The organism is Haladaptatus paucihalophilus DX253 (genome assembly GCF_000376445.1).
GTDB lineage: Archaea > Halobacteriota > Halobacteria > Halobacteriales > Haladaptataceae > Haladaptatus > Haladaptatus paucihalophilus.
Genome location: NZ_AQXI01000001.1, coordinates 1,015,343 through 1,035,071, shown reverse-complemented (window position 1 = coordinate 1,035,071; position 19,729 = coordinate 1,015,343). Strand labels below are relative to the sequence as shown.

Here is a 19,729-nt window from a genome sequence, read left to right as displayed (position 1 = left end):
TTTTTCTGCGCGACGTGTCGTCCCATCAATGAGCGGCATCGTCTTCTTCGCCAGCGAATCCCGCGCCGAAACCGTTCCGTTCTACACCGACCGCCTCGGTGCGGAGGTGTGGCTCGAACAGACCGACTGTACGGTGTTGCAGTACGACAACATGCGCTTTGGCTTCTGCGAGCGCGAGTCGGCCGATACCGACGGCATCCTCACGTTCGTCACGGCGGACCGCGACGGCGTGGACGTGCTGTACGACGAACTCGCCGACCGAGCACGCGACCCGCCGGAGGAGAATCCGAAATACGATATCTACCACTTCTTCGCCGACGACCCCGAGGGACGCGCCGTCGAAGTGCAGGCGTTCGACCGCGAAACCGAGGCGGTTCGGTAGAAATCACGCGGCGCGACGGACGCGTATCACCGCTCCATCGAGTCGGCGATTCGCTCGACCGCACGGACGAATCGCCAGAACAGGTACAGTCCGAGCAACGGAAACGCGATACCGAACCACGCCAACGGCTGGCTAGCGAGCAGGATGCTGTACAGGAACGTCAGGACGCCGACGATGACGATTCCCCAGACGAAGAGCGAGTCGGTCGAGTCGGAGGGCATGGCCGATTCGTATCAGCCGACAACGAAATAGATTGTCCTCTGCAACCCGTCCCCCGTCTCTATTACTCGCCGCCCGGCTCCGCGGTTCCGTCGCGGGCTGGCAGTGGTGCGAAACCAGCGGTGGAGACGAAGGGTGGCTCCCCTCGGTGAAACTCCGGCGGGCGGAGTAGCCGGGACGGAATCGACAGATGGTTTAGCCGCTTTCCGCTACGAGTTTCATGGACGAATTCGGCTACACGACTGGTATCGAGGTGCGCTACCGTGACCTCGATACGATGGGTCACGTCAACAACGCCGTCTACGCGACGTACCTCGAACAGGCGCGCATCGCGTACTTCCGGGACGTTATCGGGATTCCATCCGACGAAATCAACGGCGTCATCGCCCACCTCGAACTCGATTATCACCGGTCGATAACCGGCGGAGACGACGTGACAGTCGGCGTGCGCGTCACCGACATCGGAACGACGAGCATCACGATGCAACACGAAATTCGGGCCGGAGACGAGGTTGCCGCCACCGGCGAAACCGTACAAGTCGTGTTCGACGAGTCGGGCGACCCCACCGAGATTCCGCCCGAATTGCGCGACCGAATCGCCACGCACGAAGGGTTCTGAGTATCGAGTACAGGACTATTTTCGACGAAAAGAATATCGACAGAGTACTGTTTTGTCGGTGATATTGGGTGACGACGTTACTTGATGGTGTTGTTGCTGGTGTCGAGACCCGCACAGCCGTCGTCACGGATGCCGTTGTAGAGCGTGCTGTTGTATATCTGGATGTCGTGGCTGGCGTCGAGCAACCGGACGCCCTCGTTGCCTCGTTGTGACTTGGCGGTGATACCGTCGTACTTGGTGAATCCACTCTCGTCGAGAATTCCGTACTTCTGTGCTTCGTACGTGCCGCCGTTGACGTGGGAATGGTCCGCTCGGTTCCAGAGCGCGTGTCGGTCGGAACTGCTGGTCTGCGTGACTTCGACGTCGGTGAGGGTCGTATCTTCACGGTCGTTCCGTATTCCCTCACGGAATCCGGCCCCGGTGACGCTAGCGCCGTCCGTGATGGTCACGTTGTCGAGGGTGACGTTGGCGGGTGAGGATTCCCCTTTTATCCAGACGCCGTATCCACCCGCTGGCGACCAGTCGATGGTGGTATCTTCGACCGTGAGCGGCCCGCATCCTGGGTTGGCGACGATTCCGTGTATCGCCTCGCTCGACGTGGAGGAGATGTCCACGTTCCGAACCGTCGCGGATTGACAGGCATCCATCACGACGATTCCTTGCATTCCTTCGTGGGCGGCGTCGAGTGTGATGGTTGCATCCCGGACGAGGACATTCGTGCCATCTTCGATACGGATTCCCCCCGGCTTCTGGAAGTTCGGTCGAGTCGTGTCGATATGGATAGTCGGATACTTGACTACGCTGTCGATACCGCCGATGCGGAGTGCGGCGGTGGCACTGGTTCCGAACAGACCGCCGTAGATGATTCGCTTGCCGTCGCCGTCGTCGGCGTAGACGCCGTTGTCCGGGAACCCCTTGATGGTACAGTGTTTGATGGTGAGTTCGCCGACGTGTTTGTTGTTCACGATGCCGGTCGGACCACGCCAGAGGTTCCCGTCGTTCGGCGTCTCGCTGACGTGGGCCGCGCCGTCCGGTGCTCGGAAGTTGTCCACGATACCCGTCCCGCTCGAACTCCGAATGTTGAATCGACCGGGTCCGTAGGTTCCGCTGTCGTGTCGGCCGTAGATATCGATTTCGTAGACTTCGAGGCCGTCGTTGACCGCGGCTTCGATGACGCGAATACCCGTGTCATCCGCAGTCTGGTCCACTTCGAAGCCTTGAAACAGCAGGTCGTTGCTCGAACAGTTGTCTACTCGTCCGAACGAGAACAGCTGCATGTCGCTCGGGTTCCCATCCGCGTAGGTAAAGTTGTGATAGTCGGCGGGAACGAGCGTCGCTTCGGGTCCGAAAATCCCGACGTGGTTAAAGTTGCTCATCGAGACTTGCTCGTCCATGTAGTACTCCCCCTGCGGGAACTTGAGGAGCGTATCATCGCCGTTGTCGTCGAGGAGGCCTTGTACCAATCCGGAGACGGACTGGTTGCCGGTGTCATCGGCACCTTTGTCGGTCACGTCAATGACCGTGCCGTAGTCATCATCGTACGTGTCGTACGCCGCGCCAGCGGACGTTCGCCGGGACGCGAGGAGCGGCGCACCGATGGCCGCTGCTCCGAGGCCTTTCAAGACGGTGCGACGGTCGGATATCGTGCTGTCGATTGGCTGGTTCGTGCGAGATTCGTTGTTGTCACTCATGGGTGTGCGTAAGTCGTTCTGCAAATTTTGTCGGGGCGATACTTGTTATCTCAGGGCAGTTTTCATCTACTAATGTATTTCAAGCATAATTATAATATAAATCTTCTGGTCGGGTATTAAATTATTATAAATCATATATGGATTATTAGGTTTCATGTGGAAAATACTGTAGTCTGTTCAGTCTCTTGTGTCACTGTATCGATATGAGCATTTTCTCATACCGACTGCTCACCGGGGGGACCCCTACGGGACAGCACCATTACTGCCGAAAATAACGTGCAATAGAAACGAACCAGCCTCGGCTGGTGAATGTTGGTTCGGTAGGAATTGTGCGTGGGTGATGTCCACGAAGGAGATCACCTGCATCGTTGATGTTCGCGGCGAAGCCGCGTATGCGATGCGTGGGACCGGATTTGAACCGGCGGACCCCTACGGGACAGCGCCCTCAACGCTGCGCCGTTGGCCTAGCTTGGCTACCCACGCTCGCTGTGTCTGTCTGCACTCAATCGTAGATGGTGGGATAATAAAAGGCCTTTCATTTGGCCCGGCGACGGCAGGCGTTCGCACGGACATGACAACGGGCGTCCAATACGCTAATACTTTCTGGGAACCATGCTGAATTGATGTCGATTGGCCTCATCTCCCGGCTGAAAAATACGCGCGTCGACTACGTTTGCCCGGGGTGTGCCCGCGCGTTCGACCTGCCGTTCGACCGGTGTCCCGTCTGTGAGTGCGACCGACTGTACAAAATAGTGAAATAACTGGTATATCGACCGGACTGCAAGACGCGAGTATGGAATCCTCCGTCCGAAACAACGTTCCGACGCTGACGGCGCTCCTGAGCATCGTCTCGCTGGCACTCGTCTTCGGTGCCGTGTTGGGCGTCGTCCCCGAACACGCGATTCCGCGCGCACCGCACTGGTTTCTGGAGGCGATTCCGCACCTCAACGCCATCATCAGCGTCGCCGCCATCGCCGTCATCGGCACCGCGTGGCACGCGATTCAACACGGACACGTCGTCCGCCACCGCGCCGGAATGCTGACCGGACTCGGCCTGTTCGTCTGCTTTCTCGGTCTCTACCTCTACCGCGTCTCGTTGGAGGGACCGACCGAGTTCCCCGGCCCGAAGACCGTACAACAGTACCTCTACCTCCCGATTCTGGCGATACATATGGTCCTCGCCATGGTGTGTATCCCCCTGCTCTACTACGTGCTCTTGCTCGCCCTCTCCCATCCGGTAGCGGACCTCCCGAAGACGAACCACCGTCGCGTCGGGCGCATCGCGGCGTCGCTCTGGCTCACGTCCTTCGCGCTCGGGGTGGTCGTCTACGCGCTGTTGTACGTGGTGTACTGATTCTCTTAAGTCCAAAATACGGCTGTTTTAGGCCGTCTATTGCCGAACGAAACGAAATCTAGCCACACGATATTTGCGGGCCGACCCCGTACAACCTGTACATGCCAATACCGGGATACGACCCGGACGACCTGGACGAACTGCTCGCGGAGCGACTGGAGGCGCGCGATGGAGGTGTGTCCCTGACTCCTCGTCAATGGCGAGAGTACGAAAACGGTGCGAGCCTGCTCGACGTGCTGAACGACGCCGATATCGAGCGGTTGTTACACGAGGAATGACGTCGCAAAAACGAGTTCTGTAGCGGATGCGTCGTTAGTCGCCCGGACGAACCCCCGAAACGAGGAATCGGTCACAAAACAGCTCTGCAAGCCGCGGGAAGGCGGCGATTCCGACGCTCGCAAGCCCCATCGAAAACGCGACGGAAACCAGCGGTAATCCTATCGCGTTCGCCACCGTTCCGCCGCCGTACGCCACGGCGGCGAGAACCGCGTTGAAGTAGACGAGCCTGAAGAGCAACAGGGCGGGAGCCAACGACACCCACCCTCGCGTCTCCGTGGCCAGCGGCGGAAGCCATCCTCCGCGGATCAACGCGGTCACGACGACCATCGTCATCCACCCGACGAACGCCGAGGTTTTCAGGCCGAAAAAGCGGTTCGGCGCGCCGACTCTCACGTACCAGAGGAACGGGATGAGCGGCAGCGAAACGTCCGCGAACGCGTAGACGATATCGTCGAGAAACCGCCCGAAGCCGCTCTTCTCGGTGGACGTTATCTGTCCGTGACCGAACCAACTCCCCCGGCGGTGGCTCCGGGCGGCCCGCGTCGAGCGACAGGGATGGTCGTCCCGGCCGGACGGATTCGGCATACTACGGAGATATACACGCGAAATTCCCTAAAACTACGGTCTCGGTCGCTAGAGTGGAATCAGTCGCTCGCGCCGTCGATGACCGGGCGCGTCACGTCGCGGTCAGTCTCCTCGTCGTCGATGTCGTAGGGATACTCGCCCGTGACGCAGCCGAGACAGAGGTCGGATTGGGAGACCGAAAGTGCGTCGGCGATGGCTTCCTTCGAGAGGTAGGCGAGGCTGTCGGCGGAAATCGCCTCCCGAATCTCCTCGACGGATTTGTCGGAGGCGATGAGTTCCTCGCGGGTGGCCATGTTGATGCCCATGTAGCAGGGGGCGATGATTGGCGGCGCGCCGATCCGCATGTGAACCTCTTCGGCCCCGCAGTCCTTGAGGAGTCGAACGAGTTGCGTCGAGGTGGTCCCCCGGACGATGCTGTCGTCGATGATGGTGACGGTTCGACCCTCGACGGTGGATTTGATGGGGTTGAGTTTGAGACGAACCGCCCGCTCGCGTTCGTCCTGCGTCGGCATGATGAACGTCCGGCCGACGTAGCGGTTTTTCATGAGGCCTTCCGCGAACTCCACGTTCGACCCGTCTTCTTGTGCGGCCTCCGCATAGCCGGACGCGAACGCCCGACCCGAGTCGGGAACGGGCATCACCACGTCGGACTCGATGCCGCTTTCCTCCCAGAGCTTTCGCCCCAACTCGCGTCTCACTTCGTAGACGAGGTTGTCGTCGATGACGCTGTCCGGGCGGGCGAAGTAGACGTGTTCGAAAAAGCAGTGGGCGGGTCGGTCGCGTTCGACGAGTTGGTAGGTGTCGTACCCTTCACCGTCCGGTCGGAGCACGACGAGTTCGCCGGGTCGAACGTCGCGGACGAGTTCGCCGTCGATGGTGTCGATGGCCGACGATTCGGAAGCGATGACGTAGCCGTCTTCGACTTCGCCGATAACGAGCGGGCGGTTTCCTTCCGGGTCGCGCACGCCGAGCACCGTCTCGTCGTGCATGATGGCGAGCGAGTAGGAGCCGTGAATTCGGTTCATGGTTCGCTTCACCGCGCGAACGAGGTCCTCTTCGAGGAGGTTGCGCGCGAGGTCGTGAGCGATGACCTCGGTGTCGCCGTCGGACGTGAACGCGTGGCCCTTTCCGGCGAGTTCGTCCCGAATCTCGTCGGAGTTGACGAGATTACCGTTGTGCGAGAGCGCGAGCGACCCGCTCTTGAACGAGACGGTGAAGGGCTGGGCGCAGCTCTTGTCCACGCTTCCGGCGGTCGGATAGCGGACGTGGCCGATTCCGGCGCTTCCCTTCAGGCCGTCGATGTCCGCCTCGGTGAAGGCGTCTCCGACGAGGCCCATCGAAACGTGGTCGTGTTGTTGGAAGCCGTCGTGTGTTACGATGCCTGCCGACTCCTGCCCGCGGTGCTGGAGGGCGTACAGCGAGTAGTAGAGGGGGCGTGCCGCGTCCCGACCCGCGAGCGACGCGCCGACGACGCCACACTTCTCGGTCGGTCCGCCGAGGTCTCCGTCCCGGCCACATGACATAGCTGTCCGTAGCGCGGGACAGTAGTAAAAACCCTCGTTATCGTGCCGTATTTCCCAGCGTTTCAGACAGAAATATGCATGCTCGTGTATAATGTGGGTTCGAAATAGCCGACGGCTGGTCGAGAGAGAAGTATCGAGATGGAGAAAATCCGTAGCAGGCGGTTAGTTGTCGCCCGCTCGACTCTGCCACTCGTAGTCGCGTCGCTTGCTCGATTTACCGAAGCCGCACGACGAGCAAACGCCTTTTTTCACGTGATACGATTTCTCACCGCAACGGCGGCATTTCACGTGCGTCGTTTTGTTCTTCTTACCCTGGCTTGGAGTTCCTGCACCAGTCATGGAGTAATCGAAACGACGTTATCGCCGCGTATAATGGTTGTGTCTTCGTCTTCGATGACGAGATTCATGTGCTGGTCGTAGCCGGTCAGCGTGCCGGTGTACTCTTCGCCACCTTTCAACTGCACTGTCACCGCCGAGTTCAACGACGCTTCGAGAACGTCGAGTGGTCGTCCGCTCATATCAACAATCCCAGTGTTTGTGTTGATAAACGTACCGGAACGAGAGTCGAGTGGTTCCGTTCAGATGTCAACTTCGAAGCCGTCGCGGTCGCTCGCTCGCACCGCGAATTCGGCGAGCAAGTCGGCGGAGGCGTCCAAGTCGTCCGTATCGATGACCTCGACGGGCGTGTGCATGTACCGGTTCGGCAGTCCGAGGTTGAGCGACGGCGTTCCGCCGCGGGCCGTGAAGAAGGCGTCGGCGTCCGTGCCGGTGTAGATGCCCGCCGCTTGTAGCTGTACGGGTACCCCTGCCTCGTCCGCCGCCTCGCGGACCGCCGCGACGACTTCGGGGTGGTTCGCGCTGCCGCGGGCGACGACGGGACCGCCGCCGAGGTCGATGGTGAGGTCCGAGAAGCGCTTCTCGCCGTCCACGTCCGGGCTGTCCATGGCGTGCGTCACGTCGATGGCGACGATGGCGTCCGGGTCGAGGTCGAAGCCGACCATCTTCGCACCCTGCAAGCCGAGTTCCTCTTGGACCGTGCTCACGGCGTAGACGGTCGCGTCGGCGTCTCGCTCGGCCGCCCGGCGGAGCGCCTCGGCGGCCACCCACGTGCCGACGCGGTTGTCGATGCCAGGCCCGGCCAGTCGCGTGCCCCGAAGGTCCTCGACGGTCGGCGTGTACGTTATCGGGTCGCCCACGTCGACCAGTTCGGCGGCCTCCTCCTCGCTTTCGACGCCGATATCGACGTGTTGTTCCACGATGTCGTCGAACTCGTCGTCCTCGGTGTCGCGCAGGTGAATCGCTCGCTGGCCGACGACCCCGTTGACGGTGCCGTCGTCGGCGTGAATCACGACGTGTTGGCCCTTCGTGACGGTGCGGTCCGTCCCGCCGATTCGGTCGATTCTGATGAAGCCGTCGTCGTCGATTCCGGCGACGATGAACCCGATCTGGTCGGCGTGGCCCGCGAACGCGAGTTCGGGACCGTCGCCCTCGACGACCGCGACCGCGTTCCCGTACTCGTCGGTTCGCACTTCGTCCGCGAACTCCGAGACGTACTCGACCCAGACGCGCTGGCCCGGAACCTCGAATCCGGACGGACTGGGCGTCGTCAACAGCGTCTCCAGAAACGTGCGTCGTTTCTCGTCCATAGTCGGAAAGGAGCGACAGTGCGCCTTCAAACTCCCGAAGATGACGAAAAATAATAAACTAACAGACACGTCCCCCAGAATCGATAAGGGGACGACCGTCGATTGCTGTTGCATGGGTGTTTTCGAACTGCATCTCCACGAACCGAACTTCACGCTCAACACGGGCGAAACGAAATCGTCGACCGGATTCGGTTCGAAGTCGGAACCGGAATCGGAACCGGAAGGCGAACCCGGTGAACGGGAGACGGAACCGCCGTCCATCGCCGGGAAACTCGGACCGCTCATCGTTCTCGCGGTCATCATCGCGCTGGCGAAACGGGTGAAGCGGCGACGGGAGTGACCGGACAGAAGGATTTTGTCGGCGTGACTCCAACGTAGTGCTGTGAATCTCTACCGTAGCGTCCGTGCCGTCACCGGCGCGTCCGGCAGCGGCCCCATCGACTGGACCGCGGTGGCCGACGCAGCGAAGGCGGCGACGGACCCCGGGTCGATAGACCTCTCTCCGGCGGAACAGTCCGGCTATGCGACCGACGTGCGCGACGCTCGCGCCCGCGTCCGGGAGGTCTCGGGCGTCTCTTTCGACGTCCCGAAGACCGTGGAAATCCAGAACCGACACCACTGGATGGACGCGAACATCGCGACCTTCGAGCGCGTGATGGAACCCATCGAGGAGTACGGCCCGGACGTGCTCCCGGGCGTCGCCCGCGTCCTCAACACGGGAACGATGTCGTTCATGCTCGCCCTCCTCGGCAACAACGTCCTCGGGCAGTACGACCCGCTCTTGCTCGCCGAGGGCGACGACCACGCGCTCTACTTCGTCCACCCGAACATCACCCGCATCACCGAGGAACTGAACGTGGACCCCGACCGCTTCCGCCGCTGGATCGCGTTCCACGAAGTGACCCACGCCGCGGAGTTCGGGGCCGCCCCGTGGCTGTCGGACTACCTCGAACGCGAGATGGAGTCCGGCATCGAGGCGCTCGCCCACGGCGAGGTGGACCGCGAGGCGTTCAAGGAACTGGACACCGCCATGACCGCCGTCGAGGGATACGCCGAACTCCTGATGGACGAGGCGTTCGACGACGAGTACGAGGACCTCCGCGCGAAGATAGATGCACGACGGAAAGGGATGAACCCGCTGTCGAAACTCGTCCGGCGCATGCTCGGACTGGGCATGAAACGGCGACAGTACGAACGCGGGAAGGACTTCTTCGAGCACGTCGTCTCCGCCAGTGACGTCGAGATGGCGACCCGCGTGTGGGAGAAACCGGAGAACCTGCCGACCGACGACGAACTCGACCACCCCGAGCGGTGGTTGGCCCGCGTGTAGTCGCCCGACGCTATTTCGTCCACTCTTCGCTCAGTACCGCCTCGACATCGACGGTCGTCGCCGTTTCGACGTACCGCGACGTACAGACGTTCGCCAGCGCCAGCGTCGGTTCCCAGTCCCACCCGCTCGCGCGGCCGAACGTCAGTCCGCCGGAGAACCGGTCGCCCGCCCCCGTGGTTCGCTCGACGGTCGAAACGGTGTAGTTGGGAACGGTGAGGGTCCCGTCGCGGGTCGCGGCGACCGCTCGCTCCGTGCCGTGATACACGATTGCCGAGACGGCCGCCTCGTCTCGGATTCGTTCGAGCGAGTCGGATTTCGACTTCCCCCGACCGCCGACCACCTCCGCGAGGCGGTCGGTTTCGAGGTCGTTCACGCTCAGGACGACTTCGAAACGGTCGTCGAGGTCGGAGAGCACCGAGAAGTAGTCCGCTATCGTCTCGGCTGCCACGTCGGTCAGGTCGCCGGGGTCGAGGACGAACGCGCCACCGTCGCCGTCCCCGTCCGTCGAGGCGAGCGAACGAAACACGTCGAGGAGGGCCGGGAACGACGCGATGTTTCCACAGCACGCCCCGTCGGCGTCGCGTATCGGCGCGAAATCGCCGCCCATCGCGGTTCGTACGTCGGCCGCAGTCCAGTCCCGTATCGCGTCCGACTCCGCGGCGAAGAGAACGCCGTCGTCCCCGAGTTCCAGCACGGATACGGCCGCCGGTTCGCCCATCGAGACGCACGGAAACGGGAGGTCGGCGAGCAGCGGGTCGTCCAGATGGCCGTACAGTTCCGTGTCGCCGCCCAGCGCGTGCACCTGTTTCGCCATATTGACGGCCTGTCCGCCCGCCTCCCGCGTTTCCGGTTCGAGGTGGAACGACCGCTTGCCGTCCGCGAGTTCGTCGGAGAACGCGGTCAACGAGTCGAGTCGTCCGGCGGGTGAGCGAATCCTCGAAAACGTATCGATGCTCCCGTCGGGGAACGCGACGACGCGGGGAGAAGGATTACCCGAGAGTTCGGCACGGAGTTCGGCGTACGCCACGCGACGATGTTCGGCCGCCGCGATGATAAGGAGTCGGTCGCGTTGGGGCGATATGTCGCTGAATTTCCGATCCCCGTCTCCCGGCGGGCCACTAAACACTAAATCCCTTCCCGAACAACGTGAACGCAATCATGACGCTGAAAGTCGGTGTGTTAGGCTACCGGTTCATGGGAAAAGCCCACGCGAACGCGCTGGCGCGGTTGCCGATGTTCTTCCCCGACGCACCGGACGTCGAACGGCACACGCTCATCGGGCGGGACGAGGAAGCGCTTTCGGAGGCCGCGGACCGACTCGGCTTTGCCCACACGAGCACGGACTGGGAGGAAGTCATCGACGAGGTGGACGCGTTCTACAACCTCGGACCGAATTTCGTCCACGCCGAACCCTCCATCGCCGCGCTGGAGGCGGGCGTCCCGGTCCTCTGTGAGAAACCCCTCGCGGCGAATCTCTCCGACGCGGAACGGATGGCCGAGGCCGCACGGTCGGCGGACGTCCCGACCGCGACGGCGTTCAACTACCGGTTCATCCCGGCCATCCAGTACGCGAAGGGACTCATCGAGGACGGCGTGCTCGGCGAGATTCACCAGTTCCGCGGTCGCTACCTCCAGGACTGGTTGGTCGACCCCGACGCGCCGTGGTCGTGGCGCAACGACGAGGAGTTGGCGGGAAGCGGCGCGCTCGGCGACCTCGGCGCGCACACCATCGACCTCGCGCGGTTCCTCGTCGGCGACGTGGAGCGCGTTTCGGGCCACCTACAGACGTTCGTGGACGAGCGTCCGGTAGAGGGGGAGTCTACGGGAGACGGTGAAACCGCCGCAGACGAAACGCGACCGGTCACCGTGGACGACGCCTACTCCGCACAGGCCGAACTGGAGGGCGACGTGATGGCGACGTTCGAGGCTTCGCGGTTCGCGAACGGTCACAAGAACGACCACACCATCGAGATTCACGGCTCCGAGGGAAGCCTGAAGTTCTCGCTCGAACGCCTCAACGAACTCGAAGTCCTACGCGGCGAGAATCGCGGCTACGAGACGGTGCTCGTCACCGACGAGTCCGACCCGTACGTCGAGCACTGGTGGCCGCCGGGCCACGTCATCGGCTGGGAACACACGTTCGTCCACGAGAACTACGAGTTCTTGTCGGCTGTGGAGAGTGGGACGGAATACCACCCGAACTTCGCGGACGGCGTGGCGGTGCAGAAGGTACTGGACGCTATCGAGCGAAGCGACGAGAGCGGCGAGTGGCTGCAGGTCGAATAAGGGATTGGCGTCAGTACTCCCACGTTCCTTCGTCCGTCACGACGGAATCGAGGAGTTCGGTCGGCGTGGCGTCGTAGGCCGGGTTGCACACCGCAAAGCCCTCCGCCGGTTCACGGATGACTTCGCTGGGCGAGCGAAAGTCGTTCTCGAACCGGAATGCCTCGCCGACGATTTTCGCGCTGGAACCGACGGCCGTGACGGGGACATCGACTTCGTTCGCGGTGACGGTCAGCGGGAAGGTGCCGACGCGGTTGTAGAGGGTTTCGTCCACGATGCAGTCCATTCCGGTGAACACGCGGTCACACTCGGGCAGGTAGTGGCCCGCGGCGCTGTCGACGATGAGCGTCGCGTCCACCTGGTCGATTTCGCCGAGCACGCGCGCGGTCTTGCGGCCGAGGTAGCGCGGCCGGGCCTCCATGACGTACACGTCGAGGTACGCGCCGTCCGCCACGGCGGTTTCGACGGCTTCCAGCACGGTCGAGGAGTAATCGTGGGTCATGAGCGTCATGCCGTCCTCGAACAGCGGCGCGGCGTTCTCGGCGGCGCGTCGCTTGGCGGTCATGACCTGCTCGACGACGCTATCGATGGCCTCCTGCGTGTTCTCTTTCGCCTGCTCGACGGTTTCGTTATCCGCTTCCGTCACCATCGCCACGATGGCCCGCTGGGTCGTGACGAGCGAGGCGTGAGACGGGTTCGCCCGACGAAGGACACTGCTGTTGTGGTCGAGCGCGCGCTCGAACTCCTCGACGGTCTCGAAATCGCGGTCCACGAGGTCGGAGAGCGCTCTCGCCGCCTTGACCGCGACGGTCGAGGAGCTGTGCGTTTGCATCTCCTGTATCTCCTCGACTGTCTCGTCTATCATGCGCTAACGAAGTTCACCGGGCTACAAGATTGTTCTGGGTTTCCGGTTTCACTCCGCGTTACCGTCCCTCCTCACCACGGGTGACGAACGGTTTACCTTCTCCCGACGCTAATCGGTCATCATGACCGTCCCCGTTCGCTACTACTGTCCACACTGCGGTGCCATCGCAACGCTCCAACGCGATGCCCGCCTGGCCGACAAATCGGTCACGGCCGACCCCTTGGACGGGTGGGAGTACGCCAACGCCTACGACGAGTTCGAGGACGCGGACGGCGTGGAACTCGTCTGCGGCGCGAGCGAAACCGACGGCGACGGCTGTGGCGAACTGTACTACCTCAACTTCGTCCGCTACGAGAGGGGAGAAGAACTCGACCCGGACGTGCCGCTCCGACCCGAGGACGCGCCGAACTTCGATTTCAGAACTTAGCGTATCCGTAGCTGAAATCCCCACTCGTACGTGCCGCCGTCCACGTAGTACCTATCGACGAAGTGATAGCGTCCCGATGGATAACAGGTGTCCGACTCCTCGTGTGTCAATACTTCCCACTCGACGTGCGCTTCGTCGCCGGAACTGAATCGGCGATGTTCGGCCGCACCGCGTCCGGTTGACGGCGTTGCCCACCAACAACCGTCGTGGCGACTGCTCGTCTCGGCTTCGTATTCGAGAACGAGTTTCGAGCCGTCGGGTCCGGCGGCGAGCGTGTCCGCGAACGGGCCGGGGTAGTTGAACCGAACGGTGCGAGGTTCGTCCCCCGTGTACTCGAAGTCGATTCGAATTCGCGGCGGATGCGCCGCCGTCTCGTCGGAGAGGAGCCTCGCCGAGAGCGTCGCCGGAAAGTCGGCCGGAACGGGGTCGTTTTCGATGGAAAAGCGGGACTCACCACGGGAGAGATGGAGGACGTCCCCGAGACAGCCAGCAGTCACGCTCGTTCCGACCGCGCCGAGCAACGCTCGTCGTCGCATGGGGTAGTTTCACTCCATAGGTATCAAAATCTTTGGATTAGTAAAAGAAACGTTGTTCCTATCCGTTCGCGTAGGATTTCGTCGGGACGGCGCGTTAGCCTTTGATATTGCAGACGGGGAACGTTCGAGCGACCGTATCTCCGATTCCCAGCGCGTCCGATACGCGCACGACTTCATCCACGTCCTTGTAGACGCCCGGCGCTTCCTCCGCGACCGTCGCGCCGCTCTGGGCTTTGACGTAGATGTGCTCGCGTTCCAGTTCCTCCCGCACGTCCCCGCCCCAGTAGTCCTTCTTCGCTTGCGTTCGGCTCATCACTCGGCCCGCGCCGTGTGCGGTCGAGCCGAACCCAAGCTCCATCGACGCCTCGCCGCCGCGGAGGACGTAGCTCCCCGTCCCCATGCTGCCGGGGATGATGACGGGTTGGCCCACGTCGAGGTACGCGCCGGGCACCTCGGGGTGGCCCGCCGGAAAGGCGCGCGTCGCTCCCTTTCGATGGACGAACAGCTCTCGCTCCTCGCGCTCGACGGCTTCTCCGTCTCCCACTGGTCGGCCCTCCGGCCCAACCCTCACGACGTGCGTCTCCTTCTTGGCGATGTTGTGCGCCACGTCGTACAGCAGTTCCATCCCCATCGTCCGCCACGGCCGGTCGAACACGTCCTCGAACACCTCGCGCGTGCGGTGCATGACGAGCTGTCGGTTCACCCACGCGAAGTTGATTGCCGCCCCCATCGCCGCGTAGTACTCCTCGGCGAGTCGGCTTCCGGCGGGCGCGGCCGCGAGTTCCCTGTCCGGGAGTTTCGACAGCAGCCCCGAGTGCCGTTTCTCTATCTTCCGGAGGTAGTCGGTGCAGACCTGATGGCCCAGTCCGCGACTGCCACAGTGGATGAGCACGACGACTTGCCCCTCCGAGAGTCCGTACGCGTCGGCGACCTCCTCCCGGAACACGTCCGTCACGCGCTGGACTTCGAGGAAGTGGTTGCCGCTCCCGAGGCTCCCGAGTTGGTTCTTTCCTCGATTCTTCGCCTTCGTCGAAACGGCCGACGGGTCGCTCTCCTCCCGGACCCCCTCGTCCTCACAGTGCGCGAGGTCGGCGTCGGTCGCGTAGCCCTCGTCCAGCGCCCACGCCATGCCGCGCTCCAGCACCTCGTTCACGGTGTCGATGCCCGACTCGACGACGCCGCCGCCGCCCAACCCGGACGGGATGGCGTCGAACAGCGCGTCCACGAGTTCCTCCTCGTGGCCCCGCACGTCGTCCATCGTCAGATTCGTCCGCATCATCCTGACGCCGCAGTTGATGTCGTAGCCGACAGCTCCCGGCGAGATACAGCCGTTTTCGGCGTCGATTCCGGCGACGCCGCCGACCGGGAAGCCGTATCCCTGATGACCGTCCGGCATGCAGACGGCGTACTTCGTCACCCCCGGCAACTGGGTCGCGTTCCGCAACTGCTGGAGCGTCTTGTCCTCGGAAATCTGGGAGAGCAGTCGCTCGCTGGCGAGGACGCGAGCGGGCGTTCCCATTTTCCCCTCCCGTGGAATCTCCCACACGTACTCCCGAACCCGTTCGAGCGTGACGTCCCCCGCCGTGTACGTCTTCATGCGTGCTACTTCGAGGCACACGTGGGAAGGCGTTTCGGAGGCGACGACGATTCCGCCCCGTTCGCCGTTCACACGTCGAACACGACGTGGGCGCGCCAGCCGTCGTCGGCCTCCTCGACGACCATCTCGGAGTAGGTGACGGCCTTGACCTCCCGCGCCGAGAGGTCGGCGAGCGGGACGCCGCGTGCGCTTCCGTTGAGATGCCAGCCGTCGCCGTCCTCGCGGACGCTCGCCTCGTTTTCGACAGGGAGCACGGCTCGGACGTCGCGCTGGTAGATGAGTTCGTCCAGGTAGTCGAACAGGAGCGCCTCCCGGCTCTCGGCGCGCACGTCGAGGGCGAAGCGCGTTCCGCCCGCTGGGATGTCGTCGCACATGGCCGCCGCCATGCCGTCCGCAACGGCGGCGAACGCGTCGGAAATCGTCTCTCCGGTCGCTTCGACCCCGATATCGGCGGTGTGTTCTCGGAGCGCGTAGCTCATCGTCTATTCCTCGCTCGCTACCGGTTTGAGGCTTGCCACTCCGACATCTCGATGATTCGTATGCCGGTGGAATTATATTTGTCTGCCTGCTACTCCCTCGCAGTGAGCGTAAATATCGACACGCGCGTCGTCGGGCCGGGCGACAATCGCTACGTCGAGGAGGCGTGGCAGCTAAAAGAGCGCATCCGGCAGCGCGAGGGCGTGCTGAAACAACGACGGGGATTTTTCACGGACGCGTACCGCCGGTCGACCGTCTACTGCTACGTCACCGAGGACGACGACGGCGAACGACTCGTCGGGTTCGCGGCGGTCCGACGCGACGGATACATCCTCTTTCTCGCGGTCGCACCCGAGTTCCGGGGCGAAGGGTTCGGTCAACGGCTCGTCGCGAAGGTCGCGGACAATCACGCCTCCGTCACCTGTCACGCCCGAACGACGAACGAGAACGCACTCGACTTCTATCGACACCTCGGCTTCGCCGTCGAGCGTCGCATCGATAACTACTACGAAGACAGCGGCGACGCCTTCTACCTCCGACTGGGCGAAGAGGAAAGCATCGCCAAACGGCTCTCGGATTTCATGCGTAGCTAACCGTTCGGTTCCGACCTCGCACGGCGGACCGGTGATATCGTCCCGAGCAGCGACCGCGTAATCCGAAGAAACAACGCTTTAATCAATCGGGTGTTTCATGAACGTACGATGGAAGAGCGGACGCGTGCGTATCTCCGAGGCCGGTTCCGTGACCACTACCGAACGGTAGCGCCGGAACTCCCGCCGGACGCCGACGAGCGCGAGTGGGGGTACATCCCGTGGACCACCGGACCGGGCACGACGATGGTTCGGCACAACTCCCTCCTCGACCTCGGCACCCTCGGCGGCTTTCTCGAACGCGAGCGTCCGCGACACGTCTACTTCTCCGCCGGTCGCTACCGCGACCCCGGTGCGGGGACGATGGACGCGAAGGGCTGGCAGAGCGCCGACCTCGTGTTCGACTTGGACGCGGACCACCTGCCGGGCGTCACGCCCGAAACCCCCTACGCCGACATGCTGGCTCGGTGTAAGGAGGAACTGCTCGACCTCCTCGACATCCTCGAACGGGATTTCGGCTTCGAAGACATGACGATAGTCTTCTCGGGCGGCCGCGGTTACCACGTCCACGTTCGGGACGAGGACGTCAAGGGGTTGGACCGCGAGGGACGGCGCGAAATCGTCGATTACGTCCGGGCGGGCGACGTGGACTTCGAATCGCTGGTGCAGTCGGAGACGGTCGCCGGAATCGGACTCAAGAACCCGACGCAGAAACGGACCCTGCCGACCAGCGGCGGCTGGGGCGGTCGCGTCCACGCGTACGTCAACTCGTTCGTGGACGACCTCCTGTCGATGGACGAAGCCGACGCCCTCGAACGATTGCAGGAGTTCGACGGCATCGGCTCCGGCAAGGCGAAGGGAGCGTACAACGCCGCGACGAACAACCGCCGGGAGATAGACCGCGGGAACGTGGACGTTCACCCGGCTTTCTACCAACTCGCGCGGATTCTGGCCGACGACGTGTTCGCGGCCGAAAGCGCGGCGGTGGACGAACCCGTCACGACCGACACGCACCGCTTGATACGACTTCCCGGCAGCCTCCACGGCGGGAGCGGGTTGGAAGTGACGCGGATTCCGCGCGACGGACTCGACGATTTCGACCCGCTCCGCGACGCGGTTCCTGAGACGTTCCGGTCGCACGAAGTGACGGTCGAACTATCGTCCGAGGCGCACGTTTCGCTCGGTGGCGAAAGCTTTAGGCTCCCGGCGGGTGATGTATCGATTCCCGAATACGTCGCCATCTTTCTTATGGTGCGCGACCGGGCAGAAAAGGGGAAAGAATGAATCTCGACGAACTCCGCAGTGTGCAGAGCAAGGAGCGCTCGAAGGACAGCTTACAGCATCTGCGCGAGTCGTTTTACGCGGACGTCGGGGCCTACATCCGCGGCCTCCGCGAGGAGCGCGAGCGGGCCGCCGAACGGGCGGACGACCCGTTCGATTCCGCTGAAGTCAACCAACTCACCGACGAAATCAAGACCGCGGAGGAGGTCGTCGAGGCGGTGTACGAACGCCGCGTCGGCAAGGTCGTCAAGCGTGCGAGCCTCTCCGCCGCCGGAATTCCGGCCGACGAGGACGGACTGACCAGCGAGGAACAACAGCTGTTTGCGGACCTCGTAGACCGTATCGAGTCGAACAAGGCGACCGTTCTCGACGTGTTGGCTGGCAACGAGGGGAGCGCCGAATCGACGGCGAGCGCCTCGACCGCCCCCGACACGGCGGCCGCCGACCCGAGCGCACGTCCCTCGACCGCCTCGGACGCACCCGTCTCCGATACGATGGGTACCGATACGACCGCCTCCGACGCGACCGCCGCCGAATCCGAACCGGACCCCGCGGGCGACCGTCCGTCGGACGAGGCGGCCGCGATTGCGGGGGAGCACGACGCGGCCGCCTCGTCCCAGATGGACGAGTCTACGCCTCCCGAACCGTCGCCACCCAGCGAGGCGACCGCTCGGGAACCGGGAGAGGCGTCCGCGCCGGACGCGGACGCACCGGACGGACCGGAGTCCTCCGCACTATCCGAATCGTCCGCCCCATCCGCTTCGGCTTCGGATACTGGGCAGTCCGCCGAATCGTCGGACTCGGACCCCGCGGACGACCGGACGACGGTCAGAATCACCCGCGATGTCGGGTCGATTCTCGGCGTGGACGAGCGCGAGTACGACCTCGAAACCGAGGACGTGGTTGCGCTCCCGTCCGAAAACGCGGGACCGCTCATCGAACGCGACGCGGCGGAAAAACTCGACTGATTCGCTTCGTTCGAGCGGCGACTGATTCGTTTTAAGACATCTCGATTCGAACGAGCGCGCATGGTCTCCGGATTCTGGTGGTACGTCCTCTTCGCGCTGGTCGGGACGGCGGTCGTCTGGAAGGGCAGCGACATGCTCGAACGGTCGAGCAAACGGCTGTCGCTGTACTTCGGCCTGCCGCCCGTCGTTCAGGGGGCCATCGTCGTCGCCGTCGGGTCGAGTTTTCCCGAACTGTCGAGTACGGTCGTCTCGACGTACGTACACGGCGCGTTCGATTTGGGCGTGAGCGCCATCGTCGGGTCGGCCATCTTCAACCTGCTCGTCATCCCGGCGCTCTCGGGTATCTTCGCCGATGGCGTCGAGGCGGACCGGTCGATAGTCTACAAGGAAGCGCAGTTCTACATGGTCGCCGTCGCGGTGCTCCTCATCACCTTCGCGCTGGCGGTTATTTACCACCCGGTGGCGAACACGCGCCTTCACGGAACGGTGACGTGGCAACTCGCGCTCATCCCCATCGCGTTCTACGGCGTCTACCTCTTTACCCAGTATCAGGATACGCAGGACTACGACGCGGCGGCCCCGCCGAACGGCATCTCGCCCCTCCGCGAGGTCGTAATGCTCCTCGCCAGCCTCGCCCTCATCGCGGTTGCAGTGGAGGGGCTGGTTACGGCCGCGCTCGGGTTCGGCGACCTGTTCGGAACGCCGGACTTCATCTGGGGGCTGACGGTGGTCGCCGCGGGAACCAGCCTTCCCGATACGCTCGTGAGCGTCCGCGCCGCGACGGACAACGAGGGCGTGACCAGCATTGCGAACGTCCTCGGGAGTAACGTCTTCGACCTGCTCATCGCGGTTCCAGCGGGCGTGATGGTGGCCGGGACGGCCGAGATAGATTTCTCCGTCGCCGTCCCGCTGATGGGTTTTCTCACGCTCGCTACCGTCATCGTATTCGCCTTCCTTCGCACCGAACTCTCGCTCTCGAAAAACGAATCGTGGGGGTTGCTCGCCGTGTACTGCCTGTTTCTCGTGTGGATGCTGTTGGAGACGGTCGGCGTGACGCACGTCGTTCCGGGTGCGTGA

General features: G+C 63.2%; 24 protein-coding genes and 1 tRNA gene. 12 read left to right on the top strand and 13 right to left on the bottom strand.

Features of this window, described 5'->3' with window-relative positions:
* The first annotated feature begins 28 nt into the window (after positions 1–28).
* Complete coding sequence (locus tag B208_RS0105865) at positions 29–382, top strand: hypothetical protein (RefSeq protein ID WP_007977677.1); 354 nt, start codon at positions 29–31, stop codon at positions 380–382.
* A gap of 26 nt (positions 383–408) precedes the next feature.
* Here the strand turns inward: B208_RS0105865 and B208_RS0105860 are convergent, their stop codons facing one another.
* Positions 409–603, bottom strand: a complete 195-nt coding sequence (locus B208_RS0105860) for a hypothetical protein (protein ID WP_007977676.1) — start codon at positions 601–603, stop codon at positions 409–411.
* A 218-nt stretch (positions 604–821) separates the two neighbouring features.
* On the opposite strand from B208_RS0105860, the gene B208_RS0105855 reads away from it, so the two are divergent.
* Complete coding sequence (locus B208_RS0105855; RefSeq protein WP_007977675.1) at positions 822–1,220, top strand: acyl-CoA thioesterase; 399 nt, start codon at positions 822–824, stop codon at positions 1,218–1,220.
* A gap of 77 nt (positions 1,221–1,297) precedes the next feature.
* On the opposite strand, the gene B208_RS0105850 is transcribed toward B208_RS0105855, so the two are convergent.
* Both B208_RS0105850 and B208_RS0105845 read right to left on the bottom strand, forming a co-directional pair.
* Entirely contained in the window at positions 1,298–2,911 is a 1,614-nt protein-coding gene (locus B208_RS0105850; RefSeq protein ID WP_007977674.1) for a hypothetical protein, read from the bottom strand.
* A gap of 398 nt (positions 2,912–3,309) precedes the next feature.
* A tRNA-Leu gene (locus B208_RS0105845) sits at positions 3,310–3,394 on the bottom strand.
* 310 nt (positions 3,395–3,704) lie between these two features.
* Here B208_RS0105845 and B208_RS0105835 point away from each other — a divergent pair.
* Positions 3,705–4,265 (top strand): DUF420 domain-containing protein, encoded by a 561-nt coding sequence (locus B208_RS0105835; protein ID WP_007977670.1) that lies wholly within the window; start codon positions 3,705–3,707, stop codon positions 4,263–4,265.
* Between the two features lie 101 nt (positions 4,266–4,366).
* On the top strand, positions 4,367–4,543 hold the full coding sequence (locus B208_RS24215) for a hypothetical protein (protein WP_007977669.1): 177 nt from the start codon (positions 4,367–4,369) through the stop codon (positions 4,541–4,543).
* A gap of 34 nt (positions 4,544–4,577) precedes the next feature.
* Here B208_RS24215 and B208_RS0105825 read toward each other — a convergent pair whose 3' ends face one another.
* From B208_RS0105825 to B208_RS0105810, 5 genes are all read right to left on the bottom strand, one after another.
* Positions 4,578–5,129: a hypothetical protein gene (locus B208_RS0105825; protein ID WP_007977668.1), complete on the bottom strand. Its 552-nt coding sequence runs from the start codon at positions 5,127–5,129 to the stop codon at positions 4,578–4,580.
* A gap of 59 nt (positions 5,130–5,188) precedes the next feature.
* A complete protein-coding gene (gene purF / locus B208_RS0105820) occupies positions 5,189–6,652 on the bottom strand; it encodes an amidophosphoribosyltransferase (protein WP_007977667.1) in 1,464 nt (487 codons plus the stop codon).
* A gap of 162 nt (positions 6,653–6,814) precedes the next feature.
* Positions 6,815–6,991 carry a 50S ribosomal protein L37e gene (locus tag B208_RS23285; protein ID WP_007977666.1) on the bottom strand — a complete coding sequence of 59 codons (177 nt, stop codon included), beginning with the start codon at positions 6,989–6,991 and terminating at the stop codon, positions 6,815–6,817.
* Complete coding sequence (locus B208_RS0105815) at positions 6,988–7,170, bottom strand: LSM domain-containing protein (RefSeq protein ID WP_007977665.1); 183 nt, start codon at positions 7,168–7,170, stop codon at positions 6,988–6,990. The genes B208_RS23285 and B208_RS0105815 overlap by 4 nt, the downstream gene beginning before the upstream one ends.
* Positions 7,171–7,230: 60 nt before the next feature.
* Complete coding sequence (locus B208_RS0105810) at positions 7,231–8,298, bottom strand: M20/M25/M40 family metallo-hydrolase (RefSeq protein WP_007977664.1); 1,068 nt, start codon at positions 8,296–8,298, stop codon at positions 7,231–7,233.
* Positions 8,299–8,410: 112 nt separating this feature from the next.
* On the opposite strand from B208_RS0105810, the gene B208_RS0105805 reads away from it, so the two are divergent.
* On the top strand, positions 8,411–8,638 hold the full coding sequence (locus tag B208_RS0105805; protein WP_007977663.1) for a hypothetical protein: 228 nt from the start codon (positions 8,411–8,413) through the stop codon (positions 8,636–8,638).
* 42 nt (positions 8,639–8,680) lie between these two features.
* A complete protein-coding gene (locus B208_RS0105800) occupies positions 8,681–9,628 on the top strand; it encodes a zinc-dependent metalloprotease (RefSeq protein WP_007977661.1) in 948 nt (315 codons plus the stop codon).
* Positions 9,629–9,638: 10 nt separating this feature from the next.
* On the opposite strand, the gene B208_RS0105795 is transcribed toward B208_RS0105800, so the two are convergent.
* Positions 9,639–10,655: a carbohydrate kinase family protein gene (locus B208_RS0105795; RefSeq protein ID WP_232423728.1), complete on the bottom strand. Its 1,017-nt coding sequence runs from the start codon at positions 10,653–10,655 to the stop codon at positions 9,639–9,641.
* Between the two features lie 131 nt (positions 10,656–10,786).
* Between B208_RS0105795 and B208_RS0105790 the strand changes: the two genes are divergently transcribed.
* Complete coding sequence (locus B208_RS0105790; protein WP_007977659.1) at positions 10,787–11,914, top strand: Gfo/Idh/MocA family protein; 1,128 nt, start codon at positions 10,787–10,789, stop codon at positions 11,912–11,914.
* A gap of 10 nt (positions 11,915–11,924) precedes the next feature.
* Here the strand turns inward: B208_RS0105790 and B208_RS0105785 are convergent, their stop codons facing one another.
* Positions 11,925–12,776, bottom strand: a complete 852-nt coding sequence (locus B208_RS0105785; RefSeq protein ID WP_007977658.1) for a translation initiation factor eIF-2B — start codon at positions 12,774–12,776, stop codon at positions 11,925–11,927.
* Positions 12,777–12,897: 121 nt separating this feature from the next.
* Here B208_RS0105785 and B208_RS0105780 point away from each other — a divergent pair, with 121 nt between their 5' ends.
* Positions 12,898–13,203 (top strand): hypothetical protein, encoded by a 306-nt coding sequence (locus tag B208_RS0105780; RefSeq protein WP_007977657.1) that lies wholly within the window; start codon positions 12,898–12,900, stop codon positions 13,201–13,203.
* Here B208_RS0105780 and B208_RS0105775 read toward each other — a convergent pair.
* From B208_RS0105775 to B208_RS0105765, 3 genes are all read right to left on the bottom strand, one after another.
* Positions 13,200–13,739, bottom strand: a complete 540-nt coding sequence (locus tag B208_RS0105775; RefSeq protein ID WP_007977656.1) for a hypothetical protein — start codon at positions 13,737–13,739, stop codon at positions 13,200–13,202. The genes B208_RS0105780 and B208_RS0105775 overlap by 4 nt on opposite strands.
* Positions 13,740–13,833: 94 nt before the next feature.
* Positions 13,834–15,336, bottom strand: a complete 1,503-nt coding sequence (locus B208_RS0105770) for an RtcB family protein (RefSeq protein ID WP_007977655.1) — start codon at positions 15,334–15,336, stop codon at positions 13,834–13,836.
* A gap of 68 nt (positions 15,337–15,404) precedes the next feature.
* Positions 15,405–15,815, bottom strand: coding sequence for an archease (locus B208_RS0105765; protein ID WP_007977654.1), 411 nt, complete (start codon positions 15,813–15,815; stop codon positions 15,405–15,407).
* A 102-nt stretch (positions 15,816–15,917) separates the two neighbouring features.
* Here B208_RS0105765 and B208_RS0105760 point away from each other — a divergent pair, with 102 nt between their 5' ends.
* The 4 genes from B208_RS0105760 (at position 15,918) to B208_RS0105745 (ending at position 19,729) form a co-directional block, all read left to right on the top strand.
* Positions 15,918–16,406, top strand: a complete 489-nt coding sequence (locus tag B208_RS0105760; RefSeq protein WP_007977653.1) for a GNAT family N-acetyltransferase — start codon at positions 15,918–15,920, stop codon at positions 16,404–16,406.
* Positions 16,407–16,514: 108 nt separating this feature from the next.
* Positions 16,515–17,687 carry a DNA primase small subunit PriS gene (priS, locus tag B208_RS0105755; RefSeq protein ID WP_007977652.1) on the top strand — a complete coding sequence of 391 codons (1,173 nt, stop codon included), beginning with the start codon at positions 16,515–16,517 and terminating at the stop codon, positions 17,685–17,687.
* Positions 17,684–18,652 carry a DNA replication complex subunit Gins51 gene (locus B208_RS0105750; protein WP_018128761.1) on the top strand — a complete coding sequence of 323 codons (969 nt, stop codon included), beginning with the start codon at positions 17,684–17,686 and terminating at the stop codon, positions 18,650–18,652. Before priS ends, B208_RS0105750 begins: the two co-directional genes overlap by 4 nt.
* A gap of 60 nt (positions 18,653–18,712) precedes the next feature.
* Positions 18,713–19,729 carry a sodium:calcium antiporter gene (locus B208_RS0105745; protein WP_007977650.1) on the top strand — a complete coding sequence of 339 codons (1,017 nt, stop codon included), beginning with the start codon at positions 18,713–18,715 and terminating at the stop codon, positions 19,727–19,729.

What these genes read in the sequence shown, in the direction of transcription:
- B208_RS0105865 (WP_007977677.1), top strand. Translation starts at nt 29, where the DNA reads ATGAGCGGCATCGTCTTCTTCGCCAGCGAATCCCGCGCCGAAACCGTT.
- B208_RS0105860 (WP_007977676.1), bottom strand. Translation starts at nt 603, where the DNA reads ATGCCCTCCGACTCGACCGACTCGCTCTTCGTCTGGGGAATCGTCATC.
- B208_RS0105855 (WP_007977675.1), top strand. Translation starts at nt 822, where the DNA reads ATGGACGAATTCGGCTACACGACTGGTATCGAGGTGCGCTACCGTGAC.
- B208_RS0105850 (WP_007977674.1), bottom strand. Translation starts at nt 2,911, where the DNA reads ATGAGTGACAACAACGAATCTCGCACGAACCAGCCAATCGACAGCACG.
- B208_RS0105835 (WP_007977670.1), top strand. Translation starts at nt 3,705, where the DNA reads ATGGAATCCTCCGTCCGAAACAACGTTCCGACGCTGACGGCGCTCCTG.
- B208_RS24215 (WP_007977669.1), top strand. Translation starts at nt 4,367, where the DNA reads ATGCCAATACCGGGATACGACCCGGACGACCTGGACGAACTGCTCGCG.
- B208_RS0105825 (WP_007977668.1), bottom strand. Translation starts at nt 5,129, where the DNA reads ATGCCGAATCCGTCCGGCCGGGACGACCATCCCTGTCGCTCGACGCGG.
- purF (WP_007977667.1), bottom strand. Translation starts at nt 6,652, where the DNA reads ATGTCATGTGGCCGGGACGGAGACCTCGGCGGACCGACCGAGAAGTGT.
- B208_RS23285 (WP_007977666.1), bottom strand. Translation starts at nt 6,991, where the DNA reads ATGACTGGTGCAGGAACTCCAAGCCAGGGTAAGAAGAACAAAACGACG.
- B208_RS0105815 (WP_007977665.1), bottom strand. Translation starts at nt 7,170, where the DNA reads ATGAGCGGACGACCACTCGACGTTCTCGAAGCGTCGTTGAACTCGGCG.
- B208_RS0105810 (WP_007977664.1), bottom strand. Translation starts at nt 8,298, where the DNA reads ATGGACGAGAAACGACGCACGTTTCTGGAGACGCTGTTGACGACGCCC.
- B208_RS0105805 (WP_007977663.1), top strand. Translation starts at nt 8,411, where the DNA reads ATGGGTGTTTTCGAACTGCATCTCCACGAACCGAACTTCACGCTCAAC.
- B208_RS0105790 (WP_007977659.1), top strand. Translation starts at nt 10,787, where the DNA reads ATGACGCTGAAAGTCGGTGTGTTAGGCTACCGGTTCATGGGAAAAGCC.
- B208_RS0105785 (WP_007977658.1), bottom strand. Translation starts at nt 12,776, where the DNA reads ATGATAGACGAGACAGTCGAGGAGATACAGGAGATGCAAACGCACAGC.
- B208_RS0105780 (WP_007977657.1), top strand. Translation starts at nt 12,898, where the DNA reads ATGACCGTCCCCGTTCGCTACTACTGTCCACACTGCGGTGCCATCGCA.
- B208_RS0105775 (WP_007977656.1), bottom strand. Translation starts at nt 13,739, where the DNA reads ATGCGACGACGAGCGTTGCTCGGCGCGGTCGGAACGAGCGTGACTGCT.
- B208_RS0105770 (WP_007977655.1), bottom strand. Translation starts at nt 15,336, where the DNA reads ATGAAGACGTACACGGCGGGGGACGTCACGCTCGAACGGGTTCGGGAG.
- B208_RS0105765 (WP_007977654.1), bottom strand. Translation starts at nt 15,815, where the DNA reads ATGAGCTACGCGCTCCGAGAACACACCGCCGATATCGGGGTCGAAGCG.
- priS (WP_007977652.1), top strand. Translation starts at nt 16,515, where the DNA reads ATGGAAGAGCGGACGCGTGCGTATCTCCGAGGCCGGTTCCGTGACCAC.
- B208_RS0105750 (WP_018128761.1), top strand. Translation starts at nt 17,684, where the DNA reads ATGAATCTCGACGAACTCCGCAGTGTGCAGAGCAAGGAGCGCTCGAAG.
- B208_RS0105745 (WP_007977650.1), top strand. Translation starts at nt 18,713, where the DNA reads ATGGTCTCCGGATTCTGGTGGTACGTCCTCTTCGCGCTGGTCGGGACG.